This window comes from Falsiruegeria litorea R37, from assembly GCF_900172225.1.
In the GTDB taxonomy this organism is placed as follows: Bacteria; Pseudomonadota; Alphaproteobacteria; order Rhodobacterales; family Rhodobacteraceae; genus Falsiruegeria; species Falsiruegeria litorea.
This window is the reverse complement of record NZ_FWFO01000004.1, coordinates 202681-222887: the sequence shown is the minus strand read 5'-3', so window position 1 is coordinate 222887 and position 20207 is coordinate 202681. Positions and strand designations below refer to the sequence as shown.

Here is a 20207-nt window from a genome sequence, read left to right as displayed (position 1 = left end):
TCCCGATCTGACGTCACTACACCCCTAGCCATTTGTGAGCCAGCCGCTAACACTACCCCTGATTGATTTGTGATTTGGAGGTTACCCATGCGCCGGACGATGCCCGAGCCTAAGATCAAACTCTATGAAGAAGGATTTAACGATGGCCCAAGTGAGAATAAACACGACCAACTGGGTCGCAAAAAGACCGGGGAGCGGCTTTCCGGCATTGTTGAGAGCATTAGCGAACCACTGGTGATCGCTGTAGACGGCGCATGGGGCAGTGGGAAAACGCACTTTCTCAAATGCTGGGTTGGCGAACACATAAAGTCTAAGCATGGGCGCGATACTCAAACAGTTTACTTCGACGCATTCAAAAACGATTTTCTAGACGACCCTCTAATTGCGTTGACTGCCGAAATTATTGAAAGCAGCAAGCGCACTACCACTCCAACACCTACCAAAATAATCTCCAAGATCCGCGAGTCTGCTCCTAAAGTTGGGCGCAGCTTGTTTCGAGTCGGCGTCGCAGTAGCAACTGCGGGGGTTGTTCAAAACGCGGACGAAATTGGTGATGCAGCTGCAGCCACAATCGGGGGGGAAGTTTCAAGTACCGCAGATGAATTTTGGAAGAGAGAAGATGATAAACGCCAAGCGATGTCGGCTTTTCGAGAGGGCTTGATCGAGCTTACACATACCAGGACGGTCAAGGAGGAAGAAAGCAAAGCAGGCGAGCGGTTCCGAAAGCTCATTATCGTCGTAGATGAACTTGATCGCTGTCGTCCTGACTATGCGCTAGCCCTCCTGGAAGTCATCAAACACGTATTCAATGTGGAAGGAATTCACTTTGTGCTGGGAGTTAACTTAAGTGAATTACAAAACAGCGTTAGGGCACGTTATGGCGCTAGTATTGACGCCGAAACCTACTTGCAAAAATTCATCACGCTTTCGATGGACATAGAAGGCCAGTCTGATCGCACGCAGTTGCAACAAAACTGGCAACGATACTACGATTACTGCTGTGAGAAGATGGAGTTTCCAGAAGGTTCCGAAATCTTGCTGGAACGTCTGAAAGAGCACTTGGAATGTGTAAAATTGGAGCGGACAGTTACATTGCGCGACGTAGAAAGAACGCTAACCGCCATTGCTACTTCGCCCAGTCTCTCCAGTGCCTTCAACTCGGGCTATGCGATAGTTCTCTCAGCTCTCACCGTCTTGAAAGCCCTTAGACCAAATGATTACAAAAAACTACGCTATGCTGCAACATCAGCCCGCTGGCTCAAACACTTTGAATTTCAAAGGCTTGATGATCGCTTCCTCGAAACCTTTGAAATAATTGAGACTTTTGTCGTGGATCGAAATTTACTCACCCAAGAGCAGGAGCAAAGAGGTTTTGCCCTGTTCGACAACTTCCCGCCACTAAACTCTCGAAACTTTCTACGCAAGCTTTCTGACGATCATCTCGAAGCGTTTGATCCATTGCAGTTTTGACGAACCTACTCTCCAAGTTTTGGGGCGTAAGACAGATCAGGAGAGCTTTATCCACGATTGCCCCGCCCCCAACGTTCAGCTACACCACCGCCCAACCTGAATTCCCCACCCCAAAGGACGCACCATGGCTGCCTATCAATACGTCTACCACATGCAGGGGGTCTCTAAGACCTATCCCGGTGGCAAGAAATGCTTTGAAAACATTCACCTGTCGTTCCTGCCCGGCGTGAAAATCGGTGTCGTCGGCGTCAACGGCGCGGGTAAATCGACCCTGATGAAGATCATGGCCGGCCTCGACAAGGACTACACCGGCGAAGCCTGGTCCGCTGAGGGGGCCAAAGTGGGCTACCTGCCGCAGGAACCCCAGCTCGACGAGAACCTCAGCGTGCGCGAAAACGTCATGCTCGGCGTCGCCGAAAAGAAGGCCAAAGTCGACCGTTTCAACGCCATCGCGATTGAGATGGCCGAGAACTACACCGATGAGTTGATGGAGGAGATGACCACCCTTCAGGACGCCATCGACAGCGAAAACCTGTGGGATCTGGACGCCCAAATTGATGTCTCGATGGAGGCGCTGCGCTGCCCCCCCGACGATGCCGACATCAAGAACCTCTCGGGTGGTGAGAAGCGCCGCGTGGCGCTCTGCAAGCTGCTGCTTGAAGCGCCCGACATGCTGCTGCTGGACGAACCGACCAACCACCTGGACGCCGAGACCATCGCCTGGTTGCAGCAGCACCTCATTGATTACAAAGGCACAATCCTGATCGTCACCCACGACCGTTACTTCCTGGACGACATCACCGGCTGGATCCTGGAACTCGACCGTGGCCGCGGCATCCCTTACGAGGGCAACTATTCCGCCTGGCTGGAACAGAAAGCCAAGCGTCTGGAGCAGGAAGCCCGCGAAGACAAATCCAAGCAGAAAACGCTGGAACGCGAGCTGGAATGGATGCGTCAGGGCGCCAAGGCGCGGCAGGCGAAGTCCAAGGCCCGGATCAACGCCTATAACGATCTGGCCCAGCAGTCCGAACGCGAGAAACTCACCCGCGCGCAGATCGTCATCCCCAACGGCCCCCGTCTGGGCGGCAAGGTGATCGAGGTCGACAACATCGCCAAACACTATGGCGACAAACAACTGGTCGAAGGCCTGTCCTTTGCCCTGCCCCCCGGCGGCATTGTCGGCGTCATCGGCCCCAACGGTGCGGGTAAATCGACCCTGTTCCGCATGCTGACCGGTCAGGAACAGCCCGACGAGGGCACAGTGACCTACGGCGACACGGTCAAGCTGTCGTATGTGGACCAGTCGCGTGATGACCTGAACGACAAGGACACCGTGTGGGAATCGATCTCGGGCGGGGCTGAAATCATCGAGCTTGGGGATGCACAGGTGAACTCCCGCGCCTATTGCTCGTCCTTCAACTTCAAGGGCGGCGACCAGCAGAAACCGCTGAACCTGCTGTCGGGCGGTGAACGCAACCGCGTCCACATGGCGCGTCTTCTGAAAGAGGGCGGCAACGTGCTGCTCCTTGACGAACCGACCAACGATCTTGACGTCGAAACCCTGCGCGCGCTGGAAGACGCGCTCGTTGATTTCGCCGGTTGCGCCGTGGTCATCTCGCACGACCGTTTCTTCCTCGACCGGATCTGTACCCACATTCTGGCGTTCGAAGGCGACGCGCATGTGGAGTGGTTCGAGGGCAACTTCGAGGACTACGAAGAAGACAAGAAACGCCGTCTGGGGCCGGACGCCCTGGAGCCGAAGCGGTTGAAGCACAAGAAGTTTGTGCGGTAAAGGAACCTAATTCAGTTTTTATTGCTAGAAATTTCTGTTACCAACGCCGATAATTGGCATTGGTAACAGAATGAGTTTCAGCGTGCTTGATAGAAACAACCTTGAAACAAAGATATTTGATAACTACCTGCACTTTCACAGGCAAATAGACGAAATAGATTACGCGGGAGAACGACCTCACTTAACCTGCGAAGACGTTCTGGATGCGCACTACTTAATCTGCAATCATTTTTACAAGAAAGGCGAAGGGCTAGGTGGATTTGGCCCGAAGGACTTTGGCTTACTATCTTCCGCCGTATCTCGACAAGTCTCCTCCGCTTTCGGGAGCTTTGTTTACGATGATCTTTGGGACATTGCCTCTTCACTTATCTTCGGCTTAATAAACGATCACCCCTTTCATGATGCAAACAAAAGAACAGCCTTTTTGAGTTCCGTTTTCTTCATGATGGAGAACAACTATGTGCCCAAAGTGGACATTATAGAGGTCGAGGACTTCACAGTAGAAATTGCCGAGTTTCATCATCTAAACAATCGACACATGACGATTGAAGAGATTGCGCCTCGCTTCAAAACCATGTTTAGAAGACAGGATAAGCGAATATCTTACGTTGTAACGTTTAATGAGCTTCAAGGCCTGCTAAAGGAACGCGACTGTTCTATCGGAGACCCACGGCACAACCTCATAAACGTATTCAAAGGCAACGACCGAGTTGCTCAAATTGGGTTCCCTGGATGGAGCAAGGAAGTTTCTCGAAACGCAATATCCACGGTAAGAAAAAGTACTGGATTGACAGCAGAAAACGGCTTTGATGCCCAAGTGTTTTTCAAAGGTGCAGACCCATTGAGCGAGCTCATAGGTGAGTATGAAGAACCTTTACGGCGTCTCGCGTACCGATAGCTGCTAGTCTTGCGTTGGAATGCAACACAAGACCCGCGCCTGACCTTGGGGAAGTGCAAAGCGCCTTCCCGGGGGGAAGGTCAGGCGCGGGTCGTGCCACTTTGTGACACGACCTTTTGGGGCAAGACGCGAGCAATCAGAACATCTGACACCTCGCGCATGTCGCGAACTCACCTGCTAAGACCCACAACCCTAGGTGGGCGGCCCCTCGCTGATGGGTTTAACCAATTTAGCGAAAATGCGCCGAACCTACGGGTTTGCCCCAGTTTGAACACAATTCTAGATAACCTATGATTGTACCATACGGTGAATCGTGCACACTCGATGAACGAATGTGCCGACATGCGCAGCAGGAGGTGAGCGTTTGGCTTGGGTTGGTTTGATCTCGGGGTTCTTTGGCGGGCTGTTGGCCGCTGTCCTGGGCTATACCGTCTTTGCCCTGCCGCTGTGGCTGTCGCTGGCGCTTTATCCACTGGTCGGATCGCTCGCGCTCTTTGCCACCATCGGCGTGCTTTTGATGCGTGGACGCACGGACCCACCGCCTCCTCCGGCCGTTCTGACGGCCGAGCTGGAAACGGCGTAAACCTTTAGCGCCCCGTGACCCACCCTTCGATCTGACCGGCCCGCATCGCGCCCGCTTGCCGTTTGCGCTCTTTGCCGCGCTCGAACGCAACCATCGTCGGGATGCCCTTGATCCGATAGCGACCGCCTGTCGATTGGTGCTTTTGCGTGTTCACCTTGACCAGCCGCGCCCGCCCGCTGAGCTTTTTGGCGGCCTTGGAATATTCCGGCGCCATCATCTTGCACGGGCCACACCACGGCGCCCAGAAATCCACAACCAGCGGCAGGTCGTCGTTCTTGCTGGCCTTTTCCAGAACCGCGGGAGACACCTCAACCGCGTCCGCAGGCACCAGCGCCTTAGAACATTTGCCACATTTCGCCCCGGCCCGGAGCTTTGCCTCGGGCACGCGGTTCAATTGCCCGCAGCTCAGGCAGGTCAATGTCTTGTCGCCCATAGATCAGCCCTCAACCGGGCGCGGTTGGCCCTTTTCGTCGATGGCCACGAAGGTAAACACCGCCTCGGTCACTTTCTCTCGGTCGCCATAGCGATCGCGTAGCACCCATGCCTCGATCTCGATCGCAAGCGACGTGCGCCCCACCCGCGCCAGATGGCAATAAATGCACAGCACGTCGCCCACGTGCACAGGCCGGATGAACTTCATCGCGTCCACGGCCACGGTCGCGACCCGCCCATGCGCCTTGTCACCCGCCATGATCCCGGCCGCGATGTCCATCTGGCTGAGCACCCATCCGCCAAAGATGTCCCCGTTCACATTCACGTCCTTGGGCATGGCAAGGGTGCGTAGGGTCAAGTCACCCTTTGGTTCGATCTCATCGGTCATGTCGTGTTCCTTTTGGCGCTGCGGCATGTACAGTAGACCGGGAAAGACGCACAACTGCAACGCAGATCACGAAACCGTCACGCGGGTTTCGTCCATGACGCGCGCTGCTTAGATGTGGGATCATGACACGCGCCCAACAGATCCTCTCACCCCTTGTGCTGTTGCTTGTTTTTGCCGGCCTATCAACCGTGCTCGACCTGCCCAAACAATTGGGGGCGCACCCCAGGTGGTCGACCAAGGTGATCTGGATCGGGGTTCCCGCTGGCTTGGTGCTCCATGCCCTCGGTGCATCAATCAGCACCTCTCCTGTCATCAGGCTGATCAGCTTTCCGGCGCTGACGGGGATTGGTTACACCATTGCCACGGTTGGCAAGAACCGCTTCGCCGCCTCCTACGCCGAGGACACCTTCGCCGGGCACATGTGGTACTTTGGCTGGATCGCCACCTGCGCTTTTGCTGCCGCAGCCCTGATATCACTTTTACGATATTGGCAGCAAAACCGTTGACCTGACCGACCAGACCTTCAAAATTGGGCATATATGCATTCAGAACGAGGTCGGCCATGTTTTCACGACGCAGCTTTCTTGCCGCAACCGCCGCAGCCGGCGCCCTGCCTCAGGTTGCCATGTCTCAGAGTTCCGCTGTTTTCGATCCCACCCCACAAGAGGTTCGGATCAAGAAGGGTTATGAACCCGGTCGATTGCTGATCTTGCCACGTTCGTTCTATCTGTATTTCGTCACCGATGAACGTAAGGCCATTCGCTATGGCTGCGGTGTTGGGAAAGCCGGGCTGGAGTTTACCGGCACCGCCACAATTGACGTCAAAAAAGAATGGCCCACATGGCGCCCGACGCAAGAGATGATCGAGCGCTCGCCCAAGACCTATGCCAAGTTTGCGAACAACAAGTATGTGCAGCCAGGTGGCCCTGATAATCCGCTAGGCGCGCGCGCGCTTTATCTGTTCCAGAATGGGGTCGACACTTATTTCAGGATCCACGGAACGACTCAGCCCGAGACCATCGGACAAGCGGCGTCAAATGGCTGCATCCGAATGATGAACGAACACGTCAGGGATCTGTATGCACGTGTCCCCTTGGGCACAGTTGTGACTGTTCTCTGATAAACATGCCCCAAAATCACTCGGCGGCGGGTCGTACTCTAAGCCGCCGAACCTGTTGCAAAGGGTAGTTTCTTCTTGAAAATGCCCCCTAATCGCTCCACATTCCGGATGCGACGTTACGCTATCGACCCTACTGCTCCTACACCGGCACAGTCTTCGATCTTGCACTGACTTAGCCGGGTTGCCGCATTCCGTGGGCAGCACAAAACAGGAGAATACGACGATGGCAAATGGCACCGTCAAATGGTTCAACACCACCAAAGGCTACGGCTTTATTGCACCAGAAGATGGTGGACGCGATGTGTTCGTGCACATTTCGGCTGTTGAGCGCGCAGGCCTGACCGGCCTGGCTGACAACCAGAAAGTTACTTTCGACATCGAGCCCGGCCGTGACGGCCGTGAAGCGGCTGTAAACATCGCAGTTGTTTGAGCTCTTATATTGAAGGGCGGGTCAGTTGACGACCCGCCCTTTACGGACCTGACCAGTTCACATCCACGGCTTCGCGGATATTAAGTAGGCCGTTGGGCAAGGGCCGCATCAGTTTGCGAGCAACGCCCTCATCTTCTGACAGCCAAGTTTGCACGTCATCGACAGGCAGGATGACCCCCATCCGGTGATGAATGGGCTTTACATCCGCATTTGGGTCACAGGTGACCGCTGCGGCCTGCGGAACCTGCAGCCCGCCCGGAGCGGTCCAGACATCGGTGATGGCCGCAAAATACAGCGGTTGCCCATCCTTGGCCGACAAACGCCAAGGCGTTTTGCGCCGCTTCTCACCGGTCCACTCGTACCAACCATCGACCGGAATGACGGCCCGTCCGACCCCATCAAAGGCTGATTTATCAAACACGGTTTCCGAACGCGCATTGATGATCGTTTCCATCACCGGTCGCCCGCGTGCATTGACCCGGCCAACCGGGATCATGCCCCACCGCATGCGGGTCAAACCCTGCGCGGTCAGCACAACGATTTCTTGACCCGGCTGAATATTCTGGCGAGGCGGTTCGTCCTCCAGATCGCCAGCCGGTTTACCCAACCGTTCAGCAACCTCGGCCATCGGCGTGGTCAGGAAAAATCGCCCCGGCATCCTATCCCCCTTTTAGGTGTTGGGATAAGCCTGACGGATCGGATCACCTTATGGCAAGTCAGTTTGCGGCTTTGGCAAGTTCCAGCACCTGAGGTCCCAATCCTTCGACGATCAAGTTCACACCTTCAGGGTTCGGATGAATGCCGTCCGCCTGCATCCATTGTTGCACTGCAGACGGATCGTCGTTCACTGGAAAGCCCTGGAAAAAGCTTTCGGCCCGCAAAACCCCGAACTCGTCCGCCAATTCAATGTAAGCGTTGTCGAATTCCGCTTTGTATTCAGGGCCATAGTTGCCCGGCGCCTGCATGCCGACCAGCAGCACCTGCACATCCGCATCGCGCGCAGCGGTCAAGATCGTGGTCAGGTTTTGTCGAACAGCTGCCGGGTCAATCCCGCGCAGCATGTCGTTGCCGCCAAGCGTCACGATCATCGCGTCCACCTCGGGCGTCAGGGTCCAGGCGACACGCGCGGCCCCACCGGCGGTGGTGTCGCCAGAAACGCCCGCGTTCACCAGCTCTACGTCGACCCCTTGCTTGTCCAGCCATTCCTGCATCTGAGGCACAAACCCCTGTCCCTGCGGCAGGCCATATCCTTGGGTCAGGCTGTCCCCCAAAGCGGCGATCACCACCGGTTCTGCCGTTGCCGGAAAACCGCACAAGACAAAAAGCCCAGCAATCAGAACCTTGCGCATTTCGCAGTAAACTCCATATCCCAATGAACACCCGACAACAGGACAGCTTACATGACTCAGCCCATTCTCACCCTCCAAGATGCGAGTTTGTCGCTGGATGGCAATGCCGGACGTGTAGATATTCTGCACGGGATCTCGCTTGAAGTCTCGAAAGGCGAGACTTTGGGTATGATCGGGCCGTCCGGATCGGGCAAATCCTCGCTGCTGATGCTGATCGGCGGATTGGAGCAGGCGACAGGCGGCAAAATCACCGCTTTGGGCAAGACCTTGACCGACATGTCCGAGGATCAACTCGCCACCTTTCGCCGGGCACATATGGGCGTGGTGTTTCAGAACTTTCACCTGATCCCGACAATGACGGCGTTGGAAAATGTCGCCACCCCGCTTGAGCTGGCTGGGCATCGCGACGCATTCGACCGGGCCGAGGCCGAATTGGAGGCGGTGGGGCTTGCCCATCGAACCCATCACTACCCGACCCAGATGTCGGGCGGCGAACAACAACGCGTGGCGCTCGCCCGCGCCATCGCGCCACGTCCCGACATCCTGCTGGCGGATGAGCCGACCGGCAATCTGGACGGCACCAACGGCAATGCGATCATGGATCTGCTGTTCGACCTGCGAGACCGCCACGGCGCGACCTTGGTCCTTGTCACGCACTCGCGCGCCTTGGCGGCGCGGTGCGACCGGGTGATCCGCCTGCGTGACGGGCGCATTGACGAAAGCGCCGCACAAGAGGCCGCTGAATGAGCCTGCGTCTGGCGTCCCGCTTTGCGGCCCGAGAACTGCGTGGCGGACTGCGCGGCTTTCGCATCTTCCTGGCCTGCCTCGCTCTTGGGGTTGCAGCCATCGCCGCCGTTGGGTCGATCCGCGCGGGCATCACCGAGGGGTTGACGCGTGAAGGGTCTGCCATTCTGGGTGGCGATGCCCAGATGGAATTCACCTATCGCTTTGCATCCGAGCTCGAACGGGCCTGGATGGCCGAAAACGCCAACCAAGTGTCCGAGGTGACCGATTTCCGGTCCATGGCTGTGGTGGACAACAACGGTGTGACCGAACGCGGGCTGACGCAGGTTAAGTCAGTCGATGAGCTTTATCCGCTGGTGGGCGCTGTACAGCTTTCCCCCGAAATGCCGCTGGCCACTGCCTTTGACGGGGCCGAGGGACTTCCCGGAGCGGTCATGGACCGCGTGCTGATGGACCGTTTGGGGCTGACCCCCGGCGCTACCTTCCGTCTGGGTACACAGGACTTTGTCCTGATGGCGGAACTCACCCGCGAACCCGACGGGGCCGCAGACGGCTTTGGCCTGGGACCCAGAACCCTGCTGCGCACCGCAGACCTGCAAAATTCAGGGCTGCTCGCGCCGGGATCACTGTATTCAACCAAATACCGCATGGACCTGCCGGATGAGGCCGATCTGATTGCCCTATCCGAACAGGCGAAGGACGCCTTTACAACATCCGGAATGCGTTGGACGGACGCCCGCAACGGCGCGCCCGGCGTGGCTGAGTTTGTGAACCGGTTGGGCGCGTTTCTTATCCTGGTGGGTCTCGCAGGTCTCGCCGTCGGTGGTGTCGGCGTGTCAGCTGCCGTGCGATCCTATCTCGCAGGCAAGACCAGCACGATTGCCACCTTCCGCACGCTGGGTGCAGACCGGGCCACGATCTTTCAAACCTATTTCCTGCAGATCGGCGCCCTGTCGATCCTCGGCATCGCGATGGGTCTGGTTCTCGGGGGGCTAGTCCCCGTCCTGCTCGCCCCTATCATCGAAGCACGCCTGCCCATCCCCGCCGCTTTTGCGATCTATCCCGGCCCACTGGCCGAGGCCGCGCTGTACGGTATGTTGACGGCCTTTGTCTTCACCCTCTGGCCTCTGTCCCGCACGGCCGAGATCGGTCCAGCCGCGCTTTACCGTGATGCGCTGAGCCGCGCACGTCTGCTGCCCCGGATTGGCTATGTCTTGACCACCCTGGGCGGTTTGGGATTGCTCATCGGTCTTGCGGCCTGGTTCAGCGGTTCCGCGGAGTTGACGCTCTGGGCCGCAGGCGGGTTGATCGGCACCTTGTTACTGCTGTCTCTCTCTGCCGTTGGATTGCGGAAACTGGCCCGCGTCAGCGCCCGCTCGGCCCGTGGCAAACCCGCCCTCAGGTGGGCATTCGCCGCCATCTCGGACCCGCGCGAAGGGGCCGCCTCAGTCGTGTTGTCACTGGGTCTTGGCCTGTCTGTTCTGGCCGCTGTCGGACAGATTGACGGCAACTTGCGCAATGCCATTTCCGGCAACCTGCCCGATATCGCGCCGTCGTATTTCTTTGTCGACATCCAGAAAGACCAAATGCCAGGTTACATGGAGCGGTTGGAAAACGACCCCGCCGTCAGCAAGATCGAAAGCGCCCCGATGCTGCGCGGCGTGATCACCCAGATCAACGACGAATCCGCCATCGAGGTCGCTGGTGATCACTGGGTCATCGAAGGCGACCGTGGTATCACCTATGCCGCCGACATGCCGGGCAACACCCGCCTACTGGAAGGCGAATGGTGGCCCGAGAATTACACTGGCCCGCCCCAGATCAGCTTTGCCGCCGAAGAGGGCGAAGAGCTTGGTCTGTCGCTTGGCGACAAACTTACCGTCAATATCCTGGGCCGCGATATCCAGGCGACGATCACCTCGTTCCGCGAAGTTGATTTCTCGACCGCCGGGATCGGCTTTGTGATGACAATGAACCCCTCGGCCGTTGCCGGTGCTCCGCACAGTTTCATCTCGACCGTTTACGCCGAAGAAGAGGCCGAAACGCAAATCCTGCGTGATTTGGCCGAGGCCTATCCCAATATCACCGCGATCCGTGTCAAGGATGCCATCGACCGGGTCTCGGATGTTCTGGCCGGCTTGGCAGCGGCCACGTCCTATGGCGCGGGCGCATCCCTGCTCACCGGCTTCCTGGTCCTGATCGGAGCCGCCGCTGCGGGCGAGGCCGCACGCACGTACGAGGCGTCGATCCTGAAAACTCTGGGCGCGACACGCGCGCGGGTGTTGTCCAGCTTTGCGCTACGTTCCGCCTTCTTAGGTGCCGCAGCAGGCTGCATCGCGCTTTTGGCAGGCGTATTGGGCGGATGGGCTGTCAGCAACTATGTGCTTGAGACGGATTTCACCGTGATCTGGCCCTCGGCCGTAGCCATCGTATCGGGCGGCGTGTTCGCCACCTTGCTTGCAGGGCTTGCCTTTGCCTGGCGGCCCCTGTCCGTTAGCCCGGCCCAAAATTTGCGGGCGCGCGAGTGATCAGCGCCCGCAGGTAACCGGTTGCAAGATCTTGAGCAGATCGGCGTTGTCGCAAACCAGCGCATCCAGCGTGATCTCATCCAGCGAGGCATAAAATGCCTGTGCCGCATCACTCAGCGCCACGCGCAGGCGGCAGGCGTCCGTCAGCGGGCAAGTGTTGTCGACATCGGCAAAACACTCGGCAATCGGAAGGTTGCCTTCGATGTGGCGGAACACTTCTCCAATGCGGATCTGATCCGCAGTGCGTGCGAGGCTCATGCCACCATTGCGGCCGCGCTGCGTGCTCAGGAAGTTCAACTGGCTGAGCTGGTTGATGACCTGCGCCAGATGGTTCTCCGAGATATTGCAGACCTCGGCAATCTCGGATTTGGTCACCAGCCGGTCAGTGTGCGCGGCGCAATACATCAACAACCGCACGGCAATGTTGGTTCTCTTGGTGATACGCATGACAACGCCTCCTCGGTCCTTGGCTGCGTCCTGTATTGCACATCCCGCAAAAAAGCGGTTTGACATACATCAATGGAGCTTTGTGACGGGATCGCAGATGACCGCCCCCTATTTCTTTGGCTACGGCAGCCTCGTGAACCGCGCCACGCATGATTACCTCGACCCACAGCCCGCCCGGCTGCGCGGTTGGCGACGGGCCTGGCGGCATACCGACCTGCGCCCGGTGGCCTTTCTGACGGCTATCCCGTGTGAGGCGTCCGAGATTGACGGGCTGATCGCACATGTGCCGGACAATGACTGGGCGGCACTGGATGACCGGGAATGGGCCTATGATCGCCATTCTGCCACGCAGTCCATCAGCCACGATCTGACACACCCCGCAGACATCGCCGTTTACGCCGTCCCGGTTGAACGACAGTCAGCGCCGGATACGCGCCACCCGATTCTGCTCAGCTATCTGGACGTCGTTGTACAAGGCTACCACCAGATGTTCGGCTTGACCGGCGTCGCTGATTTTTTTGCCACGACTGATGGTTGGGACGCACCTATTCTCGATGACCGCGCTGCGCCCCGCTATCCGCGCCACCAGAGCTTGACCTCAGATGAATCCGCTTTGGTGGATCACCACCTGTCGCAGCTGAACGCCAATCTCATCCAGACGACATAAGAAAAGGCGGCGCTTGTCTCGCACCGCCCCTTGTTCTTTTTGTTCCAAATACGGCCGCCGGAGGCGGATTTAACCGCGGGCCTTGATCACCTGCAGCAGCGGCAGCAGAGCTGCCATCTCCGGCCCGCGCTCCTGCCCGGTCAACGCCTTGCGCAGCGGCATGAACAGCCCCTTGCCCTTGCGACCTGTGGCTTCTTTTACGGCTTTGGTCCAGCTGCCCCAGGTTTCGCCGTCCACGTCGGCAGGCAACAGAGCCATGGCTTCGGCAATGAAGTCGCTATCTTCGTCGTCGATCAGCGGCTCGGCGCCATCCCGACACAGGTCCCACCAGGCGCCCAGATCCCCCAACGTGGTGATGTTGCCACGTGCCATCAGCCAAAATGCCTCGGCCAGGTCAGCCGGAACGCCAACGCCTGCCACGGTCGCAGCCACGGCGTCCAACGGCAGTGTCTGTAGGTAGTGCGCGGTCAGCGGGTACAGATCCTGCTCGTCGAACTTGGTCGGCGCAGCACCGAACCGGTTGATGTCGAACCCGTCGATCAACTCGGCCATATCGGTACGCAATTCCACCGGGTCGGACGACCCCAGACGCGCCATCAACGACAACAGCGCCATCGGCTGCACGCCCGCCTCGCGCAGGTCGCGCAGAGCCAGTGTACCCAGACGTTTCGACAGCGCCTCGCCCTGCGGGCCAGTCAGCAGCGAATGATGCGCAAAGCGCGGGCAGTCGCCGCCAAGCGCCTTGATGATCTGGATCTGGGTCGCGGTGTTGGTCACGTGATCAGACCCACGCACAACATCCGTCACGCCCATTTCCGTGTCATCGACAACCGACGCCAAGGTGTAGAGCAATTGCCCGTCGCCTCGAATCAGAACCGGGTCCGATACGCTGGAGGCGTCGATCGAGATGTCGCCCAAAATGCCGTCGGTCCATTCGATCCGTTCGTGATCCAGCTTGAAGCGCCAGACACCATTGCCACGCTCGGCGCGCAGAGCATCCTTTTCGGCATCCGACAGGTTCAGCGCGGCGCGGTCATAGACCGGCGGCTTGCCCATGTTCAGTTGCTTCTTGCGCTTCAGGTCCAGCTCGGTCGGTGTCTCGAACGCCTCATAGAACCGGCCCATTTCACGCAACTTGTCAGCCGCAGCGTTGTATTGTTCCAACCGCTCGGACTGCCGCTCGACCCGGTCCCAGTGCAGGCCCAGCCATTCCAGATCCTGCTTGATGCCATCGACGTATTCTTCTTTCGACCGTTCCGGGTCGGTGTCGTCGATGCGCAGGATAAAGGTACCGCCCGCCTTGCGAGCGATCAGATAGTTCATCAGCGCGGTGCGCAGGTTGCCCACATGGATGTAACCGGTGGGCGAAGGGGCAAAACGGGTGGTGGTCATGACGATCTCCTGTTGCCGCGTCCCTTGTCACAGGCCCGCGGTTTTGTCCAGTAGAGGGCACGGTGACTGTGCCGCCCGCGGCCGTATTTGAACCAAGAAGAAGGCTCAGGTCGGCTCGACCGGCCAATGGGTCGCCAGATCTTTCAGCCCTGCGCGGATGAGTTCACCCAGAACATCCAGGTCGATATCCGCCAGTTTGTTCACATAGAGACAGGATTTGCCGATCTTGTGCTTACCAAGACGCGCCAGGATGTCCCCAAAATCCGCATAGCCCGGCATGATGTAGATCGAAAGGGCCGCTTTGCGCGGCGCAAATCCGGTGGCCAGAAAATCGCCTTCGCGGCCTGACTTGTAACGATAGTGATACCGCCCGTATCCTACGATGGATTCGCCCCACATCACCGGTTGAAACCCGGTGACCTCGCGAAACAGCTGATCCAATCGCACGGCGTCGGCCGCCTTTGACACGGGCAGCACCCCGGCAAGATAAGCGGCGACATCTGCGTCTGTGGGCTGGGTCTTGTTGGCGCTCATGGCGTCACTTTAGGCGCCATCAAACCGCCAAGCCAGAAAAAGCACACGCGAAGGTGATGGTCTTGTCACGGAACCGGACTAGCTTTGGCGATATTGGACCCGCACGTTGAAAGACCAACAAGGAGTGACCCGATGACCCTGAACATGACCCGCCGCGCCGCACTGACCGGTGCCGCCGCCCTTCCGCTTGCTGCCGCTGCTTCGCCTTTGCTGGCAGGTGGACATGGTGGCAAGGCCCCGGCCCCACTGGCACACAGCTTTAAACTGGGCGACATGTCCGTTACAACCTTGCTGGATGGCAGCGCCATGCGCGAAGGTCCAAAGGATCTGTTCGCCAAGGCCGCATCAGACGAGGAGTTTGCAAATCTGTCCGCCGAAAACTTCGTCCCCTCGGACAGCGTGCAGTTCTATTTCACACCAACCGTGATCGACACTGGCAGCGAACTTGTGCTGTTCGACACCGGCCTGGGCCAAGGCGGTATTGCCAAAGCAATGGCACAGGCCGGCGTTTCCGCAGACGCCATCGACGTTGTTGTGATCACCCACATGCACCCCGACCACATCGGCGGCATGATGACCGACGGTGCGCCGACCTTCCCCAATGCCCGCTATGTGACCGCCGCGGCCGAATACAACTTCTGGTCCAAGATGGAGGCCGGAAACCGCGTTGGGGACATGGTGGCCAAACTGGTCACGCCGTTGGCCGAGAAAATGACGTTCCTCAACGACGGCGACAGCGTCGTGTCCGGCGTGACTGCGGTGGCCAGCCATGGCCACACGCCCGGTCACACCTGCTATATGCTGGAAAGCGGCGGGCGGCAGCTGGTGCTGACGGCGGATCTGGCCAACCATTATGTCTGGAGCTTTGCGCGCCCCGACTGGGCCTTCAGCTTTGATGCCTCGCCCGAGGATGCCGCCGCCTCGCGCCGTCGTGTTCTGGGCATGCTGGCCGCCGACAAGATCCCGATGATCGGCTATCACATGCCCTTCCCTGCCGCAGGATTCGTCGAAACCCGCGACGAGGGCTTCCGTTATGTGCCGGTCAGCTATCAGTTGATGGGCTGATGTTCATGCGGTGGCCTGCCAGTTGGGCCACCGCGCCACTACGAATGCCACGTTCGCGCCAGAACGTTCAGCCAGTTTCGGTGACAGATCTTATGGATTAGTTCTGTACCAAACCCCGCGTCCTTCATCGCGGACCTGAGCACGTCCAGACCGCCTGCATCCCCAATTGCCTCGGGCACTGTGGCGCCGTCAAAATCAGACCCAAGCGCGACCCCATCTTCTCCGAGAAAACCCAACAAATGCTCCAAATGCCGGATCATCTGAGACACTGGTGTATCGGCAACCATGCGACCGTCTGCCCGCAGCATCGCCGTGGCGTAGTTGAGACCAACCACCCCGCCGCTTTCCGCAATCGCAGCGAGCTGTTTGTCGGTCAGATTGCGCGAATGGGGGCAGATCGCATGGGCGTTTGAATGGGTCGCTACGATTGGCGCACCCGTGGTAGCTGCCAAATCCCAAAACCCGGCTTCATTCAGATGTGACACATCAAGCATGATCCCAAGCGAGTTGCAGCGACGTACCAGATCGCGCCCCGCCCCTGTTAGTCCACCTCCGATGTCAGATGTTGAAGGGAACCGAAACGGCACCCCCTCGCCAAAGATGGTGGGTCTGCTCCAAACCAGCCCCAATGAGCGCAAACCAGCCGCATACAGCGCATCAAGTTGAGCCAAGTCCGGGCCGATGGCCTCTGCCCCTTCCATATGCAGGATCGCCGCCATCGTTCCGCCAGCAACGCTGTCGTTTATCTGCGCGACGCTGGTGCAAATGTTGATCAGGCCATAGGCCTCGAGCGTTTTCAGAATTTCGACCTGCTGCCATGCGATTGTCTCAGCCTCGGCCTGCTGCAACGGGCTTGGCAATGGCAGGTCATACTCTGCGCCTTGCATCAGATCGAGGATGCTACCGCCAAGATCACCAGAAGAGACAAAAACAGCGAAGAACCCTGCGCCCAATCCTCCGGCCTCGGCCTTGAGCACGTCGATGTGGCCATCCCAACCATGCGCGAACGCCTCTTGATAACTTGACGGTGACTTCGACAACATCCGGCTGAGAACATCGTTGTGACCGTCGAAAATGTAAGGGCGCTGAAGCTGCATGGCGGACCGAAAACCTCTGGGTTGTTCTTTGACTGCCACGTTGCCGACGGAGGCATTCAAGATCAATGGCATCCAGCAGAAAGTCTGGCTTTTTCAGCCAGACCAGCTCAAGGCCTAGTACCCTGGATCAGGGGCGACACGAGTGCCATCCGTGAACCGCGACAGGCGAAATTCCCACGGATCGACCAGCGGGGCAGCCCCCGTGACCACATCGGCCATCAGACGGCCAGCGCCGGGGCCTATGCCGAAGCCATGGCCGGAAAAACCGGTCGCGATGTGCATACCTGGCAGATCATCAACCTTTGAAATGACAGGGATCGCATCAGGGGTCACATCAATCATGCCGGCCCAGCTTTGCACGATCTCAGCCTTTTCCAGCGCGGGGAACGCCTTGCAGGCACTGGCCCAGGCTTTGCGCAGTGCTTTGTCTGACGGCTCCGGGTCCAGGATGCGGCATTGCTCGAACGGCGTCACATCCGACGGTTGCCAACGGCGATCCTGGCGTGCCTCCTCCAGCCAACGTTTGGAAAGGCGGAACCTGAGCGAGCGCCACTCTTGCCGAAAGGCAGGCAGAAAGGACCACGCCAGCCACAGGCTGTCCGGCACCAGGTCCACAGTGTTTTCGTGTCCCGATGCAATGGTGTATCCACCATCCTCCCGTTTGCGGATCGCAAATTTGTCGGACCACAAGGCGACGTCGGGGCCGTCTTTGACCGGCGAGGTGCGCATGACCGTGTTCAGCACCTTGAGCTGTGGCAGATCGATCCCCGCATTCCCGGCAAACAGTCGCGACCATGCCCCACCGGCCAACACGACCTGATCACAGGCCACACGCCCACGTTCTGTCATCACCCCGGCCATCTGACCGCCCTGGACATCCACCGATCGCACGGCACAGCCCGTCAGGATCGAGGCCCCTCGATCCCGCGCACCTTCTGCAATCGCGGGCGCCGCCCATTGGGGTTCGGCCCGACCATCGCCAGGCATGTACAGCCCCCCGGCCAAGCGCATCTGATGACCGGCCAGCACATCGTCCAGATCAACGCCCTGTGCAATCCGGTCGCCCACTTGCAGGCCTGCCACATGCCCGGCCCACCGTTCCAAACCGGCGAGATCTCGCTTTCCCGACGCACCGAATATGATGCCCGATTGAGTATATCCCGTCTTCCGACCCAATCGCTCGTCCAGCTCATGCCACATCCGAATGGCTTCGACCATCAGGGGGATCTCACGCGGGTCGCGCATCCCCAATCTCACCCAACCCCAGTTGCGCGAGCTCTGTTCGGCCCCGATTTGCCCCTTTTCGCACAGCAGGACCGAGACGCCCCGCTCGGCCAATTCCAATGCAGTCGACACGCCAATGATACCGCCGCCGATCACGACGACGTCGACCTTTTTGGGCAGAGCAAGGTCCGAGTAGAATTCTGTCAGGCGGGGTCCGGGCATGGTTGGAAAATCACTTCTGGCAACTCAGGAGATATGGAGTGCACGACCCGCCCGGGACAAGACCCAGGTGCATCTTTCGCTCTACTGTGGTTTTGTGGACTCAGTCTGGCACAGCACCACGGTCCCGCCAGCGATTGGCGATGGGATAGCGGCGATCCAACCAGAACGCGCGACGGCTAAGGCGTGCCCCCGGTGCGGACTGAAACCGCTTGTACTCACTGATGTAGAGCAGATGCTCGACCTTGCGGGCCACATCCGCGTCGAACCCAGCCGCGACGCAATCGGCGATCGACCCATCCTGATCGACCAGAACATCCAGAATCGCATCCAGCACCGGATAGTCAGGCAAGCTGTCGCTGTCCTTTTGATCTTCGCGCAGTTCGGCGCTTGGGGGTTTGTCGATGATCGAAGGCGAAATCACCTCGCCATCTGGTCCGAACATCCAAGCACGGTGGGTTTCGTTGCGCCATCGGCAAGTATCGAACACACGTGTTTTATACAGGTCCTTGATGGGGTTATAACCACCGTTCATGTCGCCATAGATGGTCGCATAACCCACTGCGACTTCGGATTTATTGCCGGTGGTCAGCAGCATCTCTCCAAATTTGTTCGAGATCGCCATCAACAGCAGTCCGCGCAGCCGGGATTGGATGTTCTCTTCGGTCAGCCCCGGCGCGGTTCCGGAAAAAAGAGGTGCCAGAGTATCGGTGATTGCCGCACGCCCTGCCGCAATCGGAACAGTGTCATATCGCACACCCAAAGCGTCCACCACAGCGCGCGCATCCCCCAACGAGGCCTGGCTGGTATATTCCGATGGAAGCATTACACAGCGCACGCTGTCTGCGCCAAGCGCATCGACTGCAATCGCTGCAACCAAAGCGGAATCAACCCCGCCCGACAGCCCCAGAACCACCTTGGAAAACCCGGTTTTGCGCATGTAATCGCGCAAGGCCTCGACCATGACGCGATAATCCTGTTCGATCTCGGGCGGGTGGCTTGCCCTGGCTCCATCAACCACGCGCCAGCCGTCCGCCTGCCGCTCCAGGTCAATATGGCTGACCTCCTCGTCGAACACCGGCATCTGCCATGCCAGGGCCCCGCCCGGGTTGAGTGCGAAACTGCCCCCGTCGAAAACCTGGTCGTCCTGCCCGCCAACCATGTTCAGATAGATCAGCGGCAGCCCCGTTTCGACCACCCGCGACACCATATGACTGAGCCGCACGTCGTGCTTGCCGCGGTAGTATGGCGAGCCATTGGGCACCAACAGGAACTCGGCCCCGGTCTCTTCCAGGGTTTCGGCAACATCCTCGTGCCAGGCATCCTCGCAGATGGGCGAGCCAATGCGCACACCATCAACCGAAAATGGCCCCATGATCGGACCCTCTTCGAATACACGCTTTTCGTCGAACACCGCCTCATTCGGCAAATGGTGCTTTTGCACAACGGCGCTGACCTCACCGTTTTGCAGGACAACATAGGCGTTAAACAGCCGACCCTCGATCACCCACGGCGCACCGATCGCGATGGCTGGCCCATCCGAGCAGTCCCTGGCCAAAGCGTGTACCTGATCCATTGCAGCCTGTTGAAAAGCGGGTTTCAGCACAAGATCCTGCGGATTGTATCCGGCGATGAACATCTCAGGCAGGGCCAGTAGGTTGGCCCCTGCCGCGCGTGCTTGCAGCCAAGCTTGGCGCGCTTTGGCGGCATTTCCTGCCAGATCGCCAACAGTCGGGTTGAACTGGGCAAGTGTAACACGGAAGCGGTCGGTCATCTGGCTCTCGTTTTCGCTGATGTTTCCAGCGATGTAGCAGATCGCGGGCGCATG

Annotated in this window: 21 protein-coding genes; 11 read left to right on the top strand and 10 right to left on the bottom strand. The window is 58.7% G+C overall.

Annotated elements, in window-relative coordinates; translation table 11 throughout:
* Positions 1-87 precede the first annotated feature (87 nt).
* From TRL7639_RS19195 to TRL7639_RS19180, 4 genes are all read left to right on the top strand, one after another.
* Entirely contained in the window at positions 88-1470 is a 1383-nt protein-coding gene (locus tag TRL7639_RS19195) for a KAP family P-loop NTPase fold protein (RefSeq protein ID WP_085797489.1), read from the top strand.
* Between the two features lie 124 nt (positions 1471-1594).
* Complete coding sequence (gene ettA / locus TRL7639_RS19190; RefSeq protein ID WP_085797488.1) at positions 1595-3262, top strand: energy-dependent translational throttle protein EttA; 1668 nt, start codon at positions 1595-1597, stop codon at positions 3260-3262.
* A gap of 70 nt (positions 3263-3332) precedes the next feature.
* Entirely contained in the window at positions 3333-4160 is an 828-nt protein-coding gene (locus TRL7639_RS19185; protein WP_085797487.1) for a type II toxin-antitoxin system death-on-curing family toxin, read from the top strand.
* A gap of 364 nt (positions 4161-4524) precedes the next feature.
* Complete coding sequence (locus TRL7639_RS19180) at positions 4525-4743, top strand: hypothetical protein (RefSeq protein ID WP_085797486.1); 219 nt, start codon at positions 4525-4527, stop codon at positions 4741-4743.
* A gap of 4 nt (positions 4744-4747) precedes the next feature.
* Here the strand turns inward: TRL7639_RS19180 and trxC are convergent, their stop codons facing one another.
* Entirely contained in the window at positions 4748-5176 is a 429-nt protein-coding gene (gene trxC / locus TRL7639_RS19175) for a thioredoxin TrxC (protein ID WP_085797485.1), read from the bottom strand.
* Between the two features lie 3 nt (positions 5177-5179).
* Positions 5180-5563, bottom strand: a complete 384-nt coding sequence (locus TRL7639_RS19170) for an acyl-CoA thioesterase (RefSeq protein WP_085797484.1) — start codon at positions 5561-5563, stop codon at positions 5180-5182.
* A 122-nt stretch (positions 5564-5685) separates the two neighbouring features.
* Between TRL7639_RS19170 and TRL7639_RS19165 the strand changes: the two genes are divergently transcribed.
* From TRL7639_RS19165 to TRL7639_RS19155, 3 genes are all read left to right on the top strand, one after another.
* Positions 5686-6069, top strand: a complete 384-nt coding sequence (locus tag TRL7639_RS19165; RefSeq protein ID WP_085797483.1) for a hypothetical protein — start codon at positions 5686-5688, stop codon at positions 6067-6069.
* A 56-nt stretch (positions 6070-6125) separates the two neighbouring features.
* A complete protein-coding gene (locus TRL7639_RS19160; RefSeq protein ID WP_085797482.1) occupies positions 6126-6683 on the top strand; it encodes a L,D-transpeptidase in 558 nt (185 codons plus the stop codon).
* Positions 6684-6906: 223 nt separating this feature from the next.
* Positions 6907-7113 carry a cold-shock protein gene (locus tag TRL7639_RS19155; protein ID WP_085797481.1) on the top strand — a complete coding sequence of 69 codons (207 nt, stop codon included), beginning with the start codon at positions 6907-6909 and terminating at the stop codon, positions 7111-7113.
* A 40-nt stretch (positions 7114-7153) separates the two neighbouring features.
* On the opposite strand, the gene TRL7639_RS19150 is transcribed toward TRL7639_RS19155, so the two are convergent.
* Both TRL7639_RS19150 and TRL7639_RS19145 read right to left on the bottom strand, forming a co-directional pair.
* A complete protein-coding gene (locus tag TRL7639_RS19150; protein WP_085797480.1) occupies positions 7154-7771 on the bottom strand; it encodes an SOS response-associated peptidase in 618 nt (205 codons plus the stop codon).
* A 58-nt stretch (positions 7772-7829) separates the two neighbouring features.
* Positions 7830-8462: an arylesterase gene (locus TRL7639_RS19145; RefSeq protein WP_085797479.1), complete on the bottom strand. Its 633-nt coding sequence runs from the start codon at positions 8460-8462 to the stop codon at positions 7830-7832.
* 51 nt (positions 8463-8513) lie between these two features.
* On the opposite strand from TRL7639_RS19145, the gene TRL7639_RS19140 reads away from it, so the two are divergent.
* Entirely contained in the window at positions 8514-9209 is a 696-nt protein-coding gene (locus tag TRL7639_RS19140; RefSeq protein ID WP_085797478.1) for an ABC transporter ATP-binding protein, read from the top strand.
* Positions 9206-11734 (top strand): ABC transporter permease, encoded by a 2529-nt coding sequence (locus TRL7639_RS19135; protein ID WP_085797477.1) that lies wholly within the window; start codon positions 9206-9208, stop codon positions 11732-11734. Before TRL7639_RS19140 ends, TRL7639_RS19135 begins: the two co-directional genes overlap by 4 nt.
* Here TRL7639_RS19135 and TRL7639_RS19130 read toward each other — a convergent pair whose 3' ends face one another.
* Positions 11735-12181, bottom strand: coding sequence for an RrF2 family transcriptional regulator (locus tag TRL7639_RS19130; RefSeq protein WP_085797626.1), 447 nt, complete (start codon positions 12179-12181; stop codon positions 11735-11737).
* 97 nt (positions 12182-12278) lie between these two features.
* Here TRL7639_RS19130 and TRL7639_RS19125 point away from each other — a divergent pair, with 97 nt between their 5' ends.
* On the top strand, positions 12279-12848 hold the full coding sequence (locus tag TRL7639_RS19125; RefSeq protein ID WP_085797625.1) for a gamma-glutamylcyclotransferase family protein: 570 nt from the start codon (positions 12279-12281) through the stop codon (positions 12846-12848).
* A 69-nt stretch (positions 12849-12917) separates the two neighbouring features.
* On the opposite strand, the gene gltX is transcribed toward TRL7639_RS19125, so the two are convergent.
* Both gltX and TRL7639_RS19115 read right to left on the bottom strand, forming a co-directional pair.
* A complete protein-coding gene (gene gltX, locus TRL7639_RS19120; protein ID WP_085797476.1) occupies positions 12918-14240 on the bottom strand; it encodes a glutamate--tRNA ligase in 1323 nt (440 codons plus the stop codon).
* A gap of 105 nt (positions 14241-14345) precedes the next feature.
* Positions 14346-14774: a DUF1801 domain-containing protein gene (locus TRL7639_RS19115; RefSeq protein WP_085797475.1), complete on the bottom strand. Its 429-nt coding sequence runs from the start codon at positions 14772-14774 to the stop codon at positions 14346-14348.
* Positions 14775-14906: 132 nt separating this feature from the next.
* Here TRL7639_RS19115 and TRL7639_RS19110 point away from each other — a divergent pair, with 132 nt between their 5' ends.
* Positions 14907-15839 carry an MBL fold metallo-hydrolase gene (locus tag TRL7639_RS19110; protein ID WP_085797474.1) on the top strand — a complete coding sequence of 311 codons (933 nt, stop codon included), beginning with the start codon at positions 14907-14909 and terminating at the stop codon, positions 15837-15839.
* A gap of 38 nt (positions 15840-15877) precedes the next feature.
* Here TRL7639_RS19110 and TRL7639_RS19105 read toward each other — a convergent pair whose 3' ends face one another.
* The 3 genes from TRL7639_RS19105 to TRL7639_RS19095 all read right to left on the bottom strand — a co-directional run bounded on the left by TRL7639_RS19105 (position 15878) and on the right by TRL7639_RS19095 (position 20153).
* Positions 15878-16936 (bottom strand): dipeptidase, encoded by a 1059-nt coding sequence (locus TRL7639_RS19105; protein ID WP_085797624.1) that lies wholly within the window; start codon positions 16934-16936, stop codon positions 15878-15880.
* Positions 16937-17050: 114 nt separating this feature from the next.
* Positions 17051-18382, bottom strand: a complete 1332-nt coding sequence (locus TRL7639_RS19100) for an NAD(P)/FAD-dependent oxidoreductase (protein WP_085797473.1) — start codon at positions 18380-18382, stop codon at positions 17051-17053.
* Positions 18383-18482: 100 nt separating this feature from the next.
* The gene (locus TRL7639_RS19095) at positions 18483-20153 is read right to left on the bottom strand and encodes an NAD+ synthase (RefSeq protein ID WP_085797623.1); all 1671 of its coding nucleotides are present in this window, start codon (positions 20151-20153) and stop codon (positions 18483-18485) included.
* Positions 20154-20207: the final 54 nt, after the last annotated feature.

What these genes read in the sequence shown, in the direction of transcription:
- TRL7639_RS19150 (WP_085797480.1), bottom strand. Translation starts at nt 7,771, where the DNA reads ATGCCGGGGCGATTTTTCCTGACCACGCCGATGGCCGAGGTTGCTGAA.
- trxC (WP_085797485.1), bottom strand. Translation starts at nt 5,176, where the DNA reads ATGGGCGACAAGACATTGACCTGCCTGAGCTGCGGGCAATTGAACCGC.
- TRL7639_RS19155 (WP_085797481.1), top strand. Translation starts at nt 6,907, where the DNA reads ATGGCAAATGGCACCGTCAAATGGTTCAACACCACCAAAGGCTACGGC.
- TRL7639_RS19140 (WP_085797478.1), top strand. Translation starts at nt 8,514, where the DNA reads ATGACTCAGCCCATTCTCACCCTCCAAGATGCGAGTTTGTCGCTGGAT.
- TRL7639_RS19100 (WP_085797473.1), bottom strand. Translation starts at nt 18,382, where the DNA reads ATGCCCGGACCCCGCCTGACAGAATTCTACTCGGACCTTGCTCTGCCC.
- TRL7639_RS19145 (WP_085797479.1), bottom strand. Translation starts at nt 8,462, where the DNA reads ATGCGCAAGGTTCTGATTGCTGGGCTTTTTGTCTTGTGCGGTTTTCCG.
- TRL7639_RS19105 (WP_085797624.1), bottom strand. Translation starts at nt 16,936, where the DNA reads ATGCAGCTTCAGCGCCCTTACATTTTCGACGGTCACAACGATGTTCTC.
- TRL7639_RS19115 (WP_085797475.1), bottom strand. Translation starts at nt 14,774, where the DNA reads ATGAGCGCCAACAAGACCCAGCCCACAGACGCAGATGTCGCCGCTTAT.
- TRL7639_RS19135 (WP_085797477.1), top strand. Translation starts at nt 9,206, where the DNA reads ATGAGCCTGCGTCTGGCGTCCCGCTTTGCGGCCCGAGAACTGCGTGGC.
- TRL7639_RS19130 (WP_085797626.1), bottom strand. Translation starts at nt 12,181, where the DNA reads ATGCGTATCACCAAGAGAACCAACATTGCCGTGCGGTTGTTGATGTAT.
- TRL7639_RS19170 (WP_085797484.1), bottom strand. Translation starts at nt 5,563, where the DNA reads ATGACCGATGAGATCGAACCAAAGGGTGACTTGACCCTACGCACCCTT.
- TRL7639_RS19160 (WP_085797482.1), top strand. Translation starts at nt 6,126, where the DNA reads ATGTTTTCACGACGCAGCTTTCTTGCCGCAACCGCCGCAGCCGGCGCC.
- TRL7639_RS19125 (WP_085797625.1), top strand. Translation starts at nt 12,279, where the DNA reads ATGACCGCCCCCTATTTCTTTGGCTACGGCAGCCTCGTGAACCGCGCC.
- ettA (WP_085797488.1), top strand. Translation starts at nt 1,595, where the DNA reads ATGGCTGCCTATCAATACGTCTACCACATGCAGGGGGTCTCTAAGACC.
- TRL7639_RS19110 (WP_085797474.1), top strand. Translation starts at nt 14,907, where the DNA reads ATGACCCTGAACATGACCCGCCGCGCCGCACTGACCGGTGCCGCCGCC.
- TRL7639_RS19165 (WP_085797483.1), top strand. Translation starts at nt 5,686, where the DNA reads ATGACACGCGCCCAACAGATCCTCTCACCCCTTGTGCTGTTGCTTGTT.
- gltX (WP_085797476.1), bottom strand. Translation starts at nt 14,240, where the DNA reads ATGACCACCACCCGTTTTGCCCCTTCGCCCACCGGTTACATCCATGTG.
- TRL7639_RS19185 (WP_085797487.1), top strand. Translation starts at nt 3,333, where the DNA reads ATGAGTTTCAGCGTGCTTGATAGAAACAACCTTGAAACAAAGATATTT.
- TRL7639_RS19095 (WP_085797623.1), bottom strand. Translation starts at nt 20,153, where the DNA reads ATGACCGACCGCTTCCGTGTTACACTTGCCCAGTTCAACCCGACTGTT.
- TRL7639_RS19195 (WP_085797489.1), top strand. Translation starts at nt 88, where the DNA reads ATGCGCCGGACGATGCCCGAGCCTAAGATCAAACTCTATGAAGAAGGA.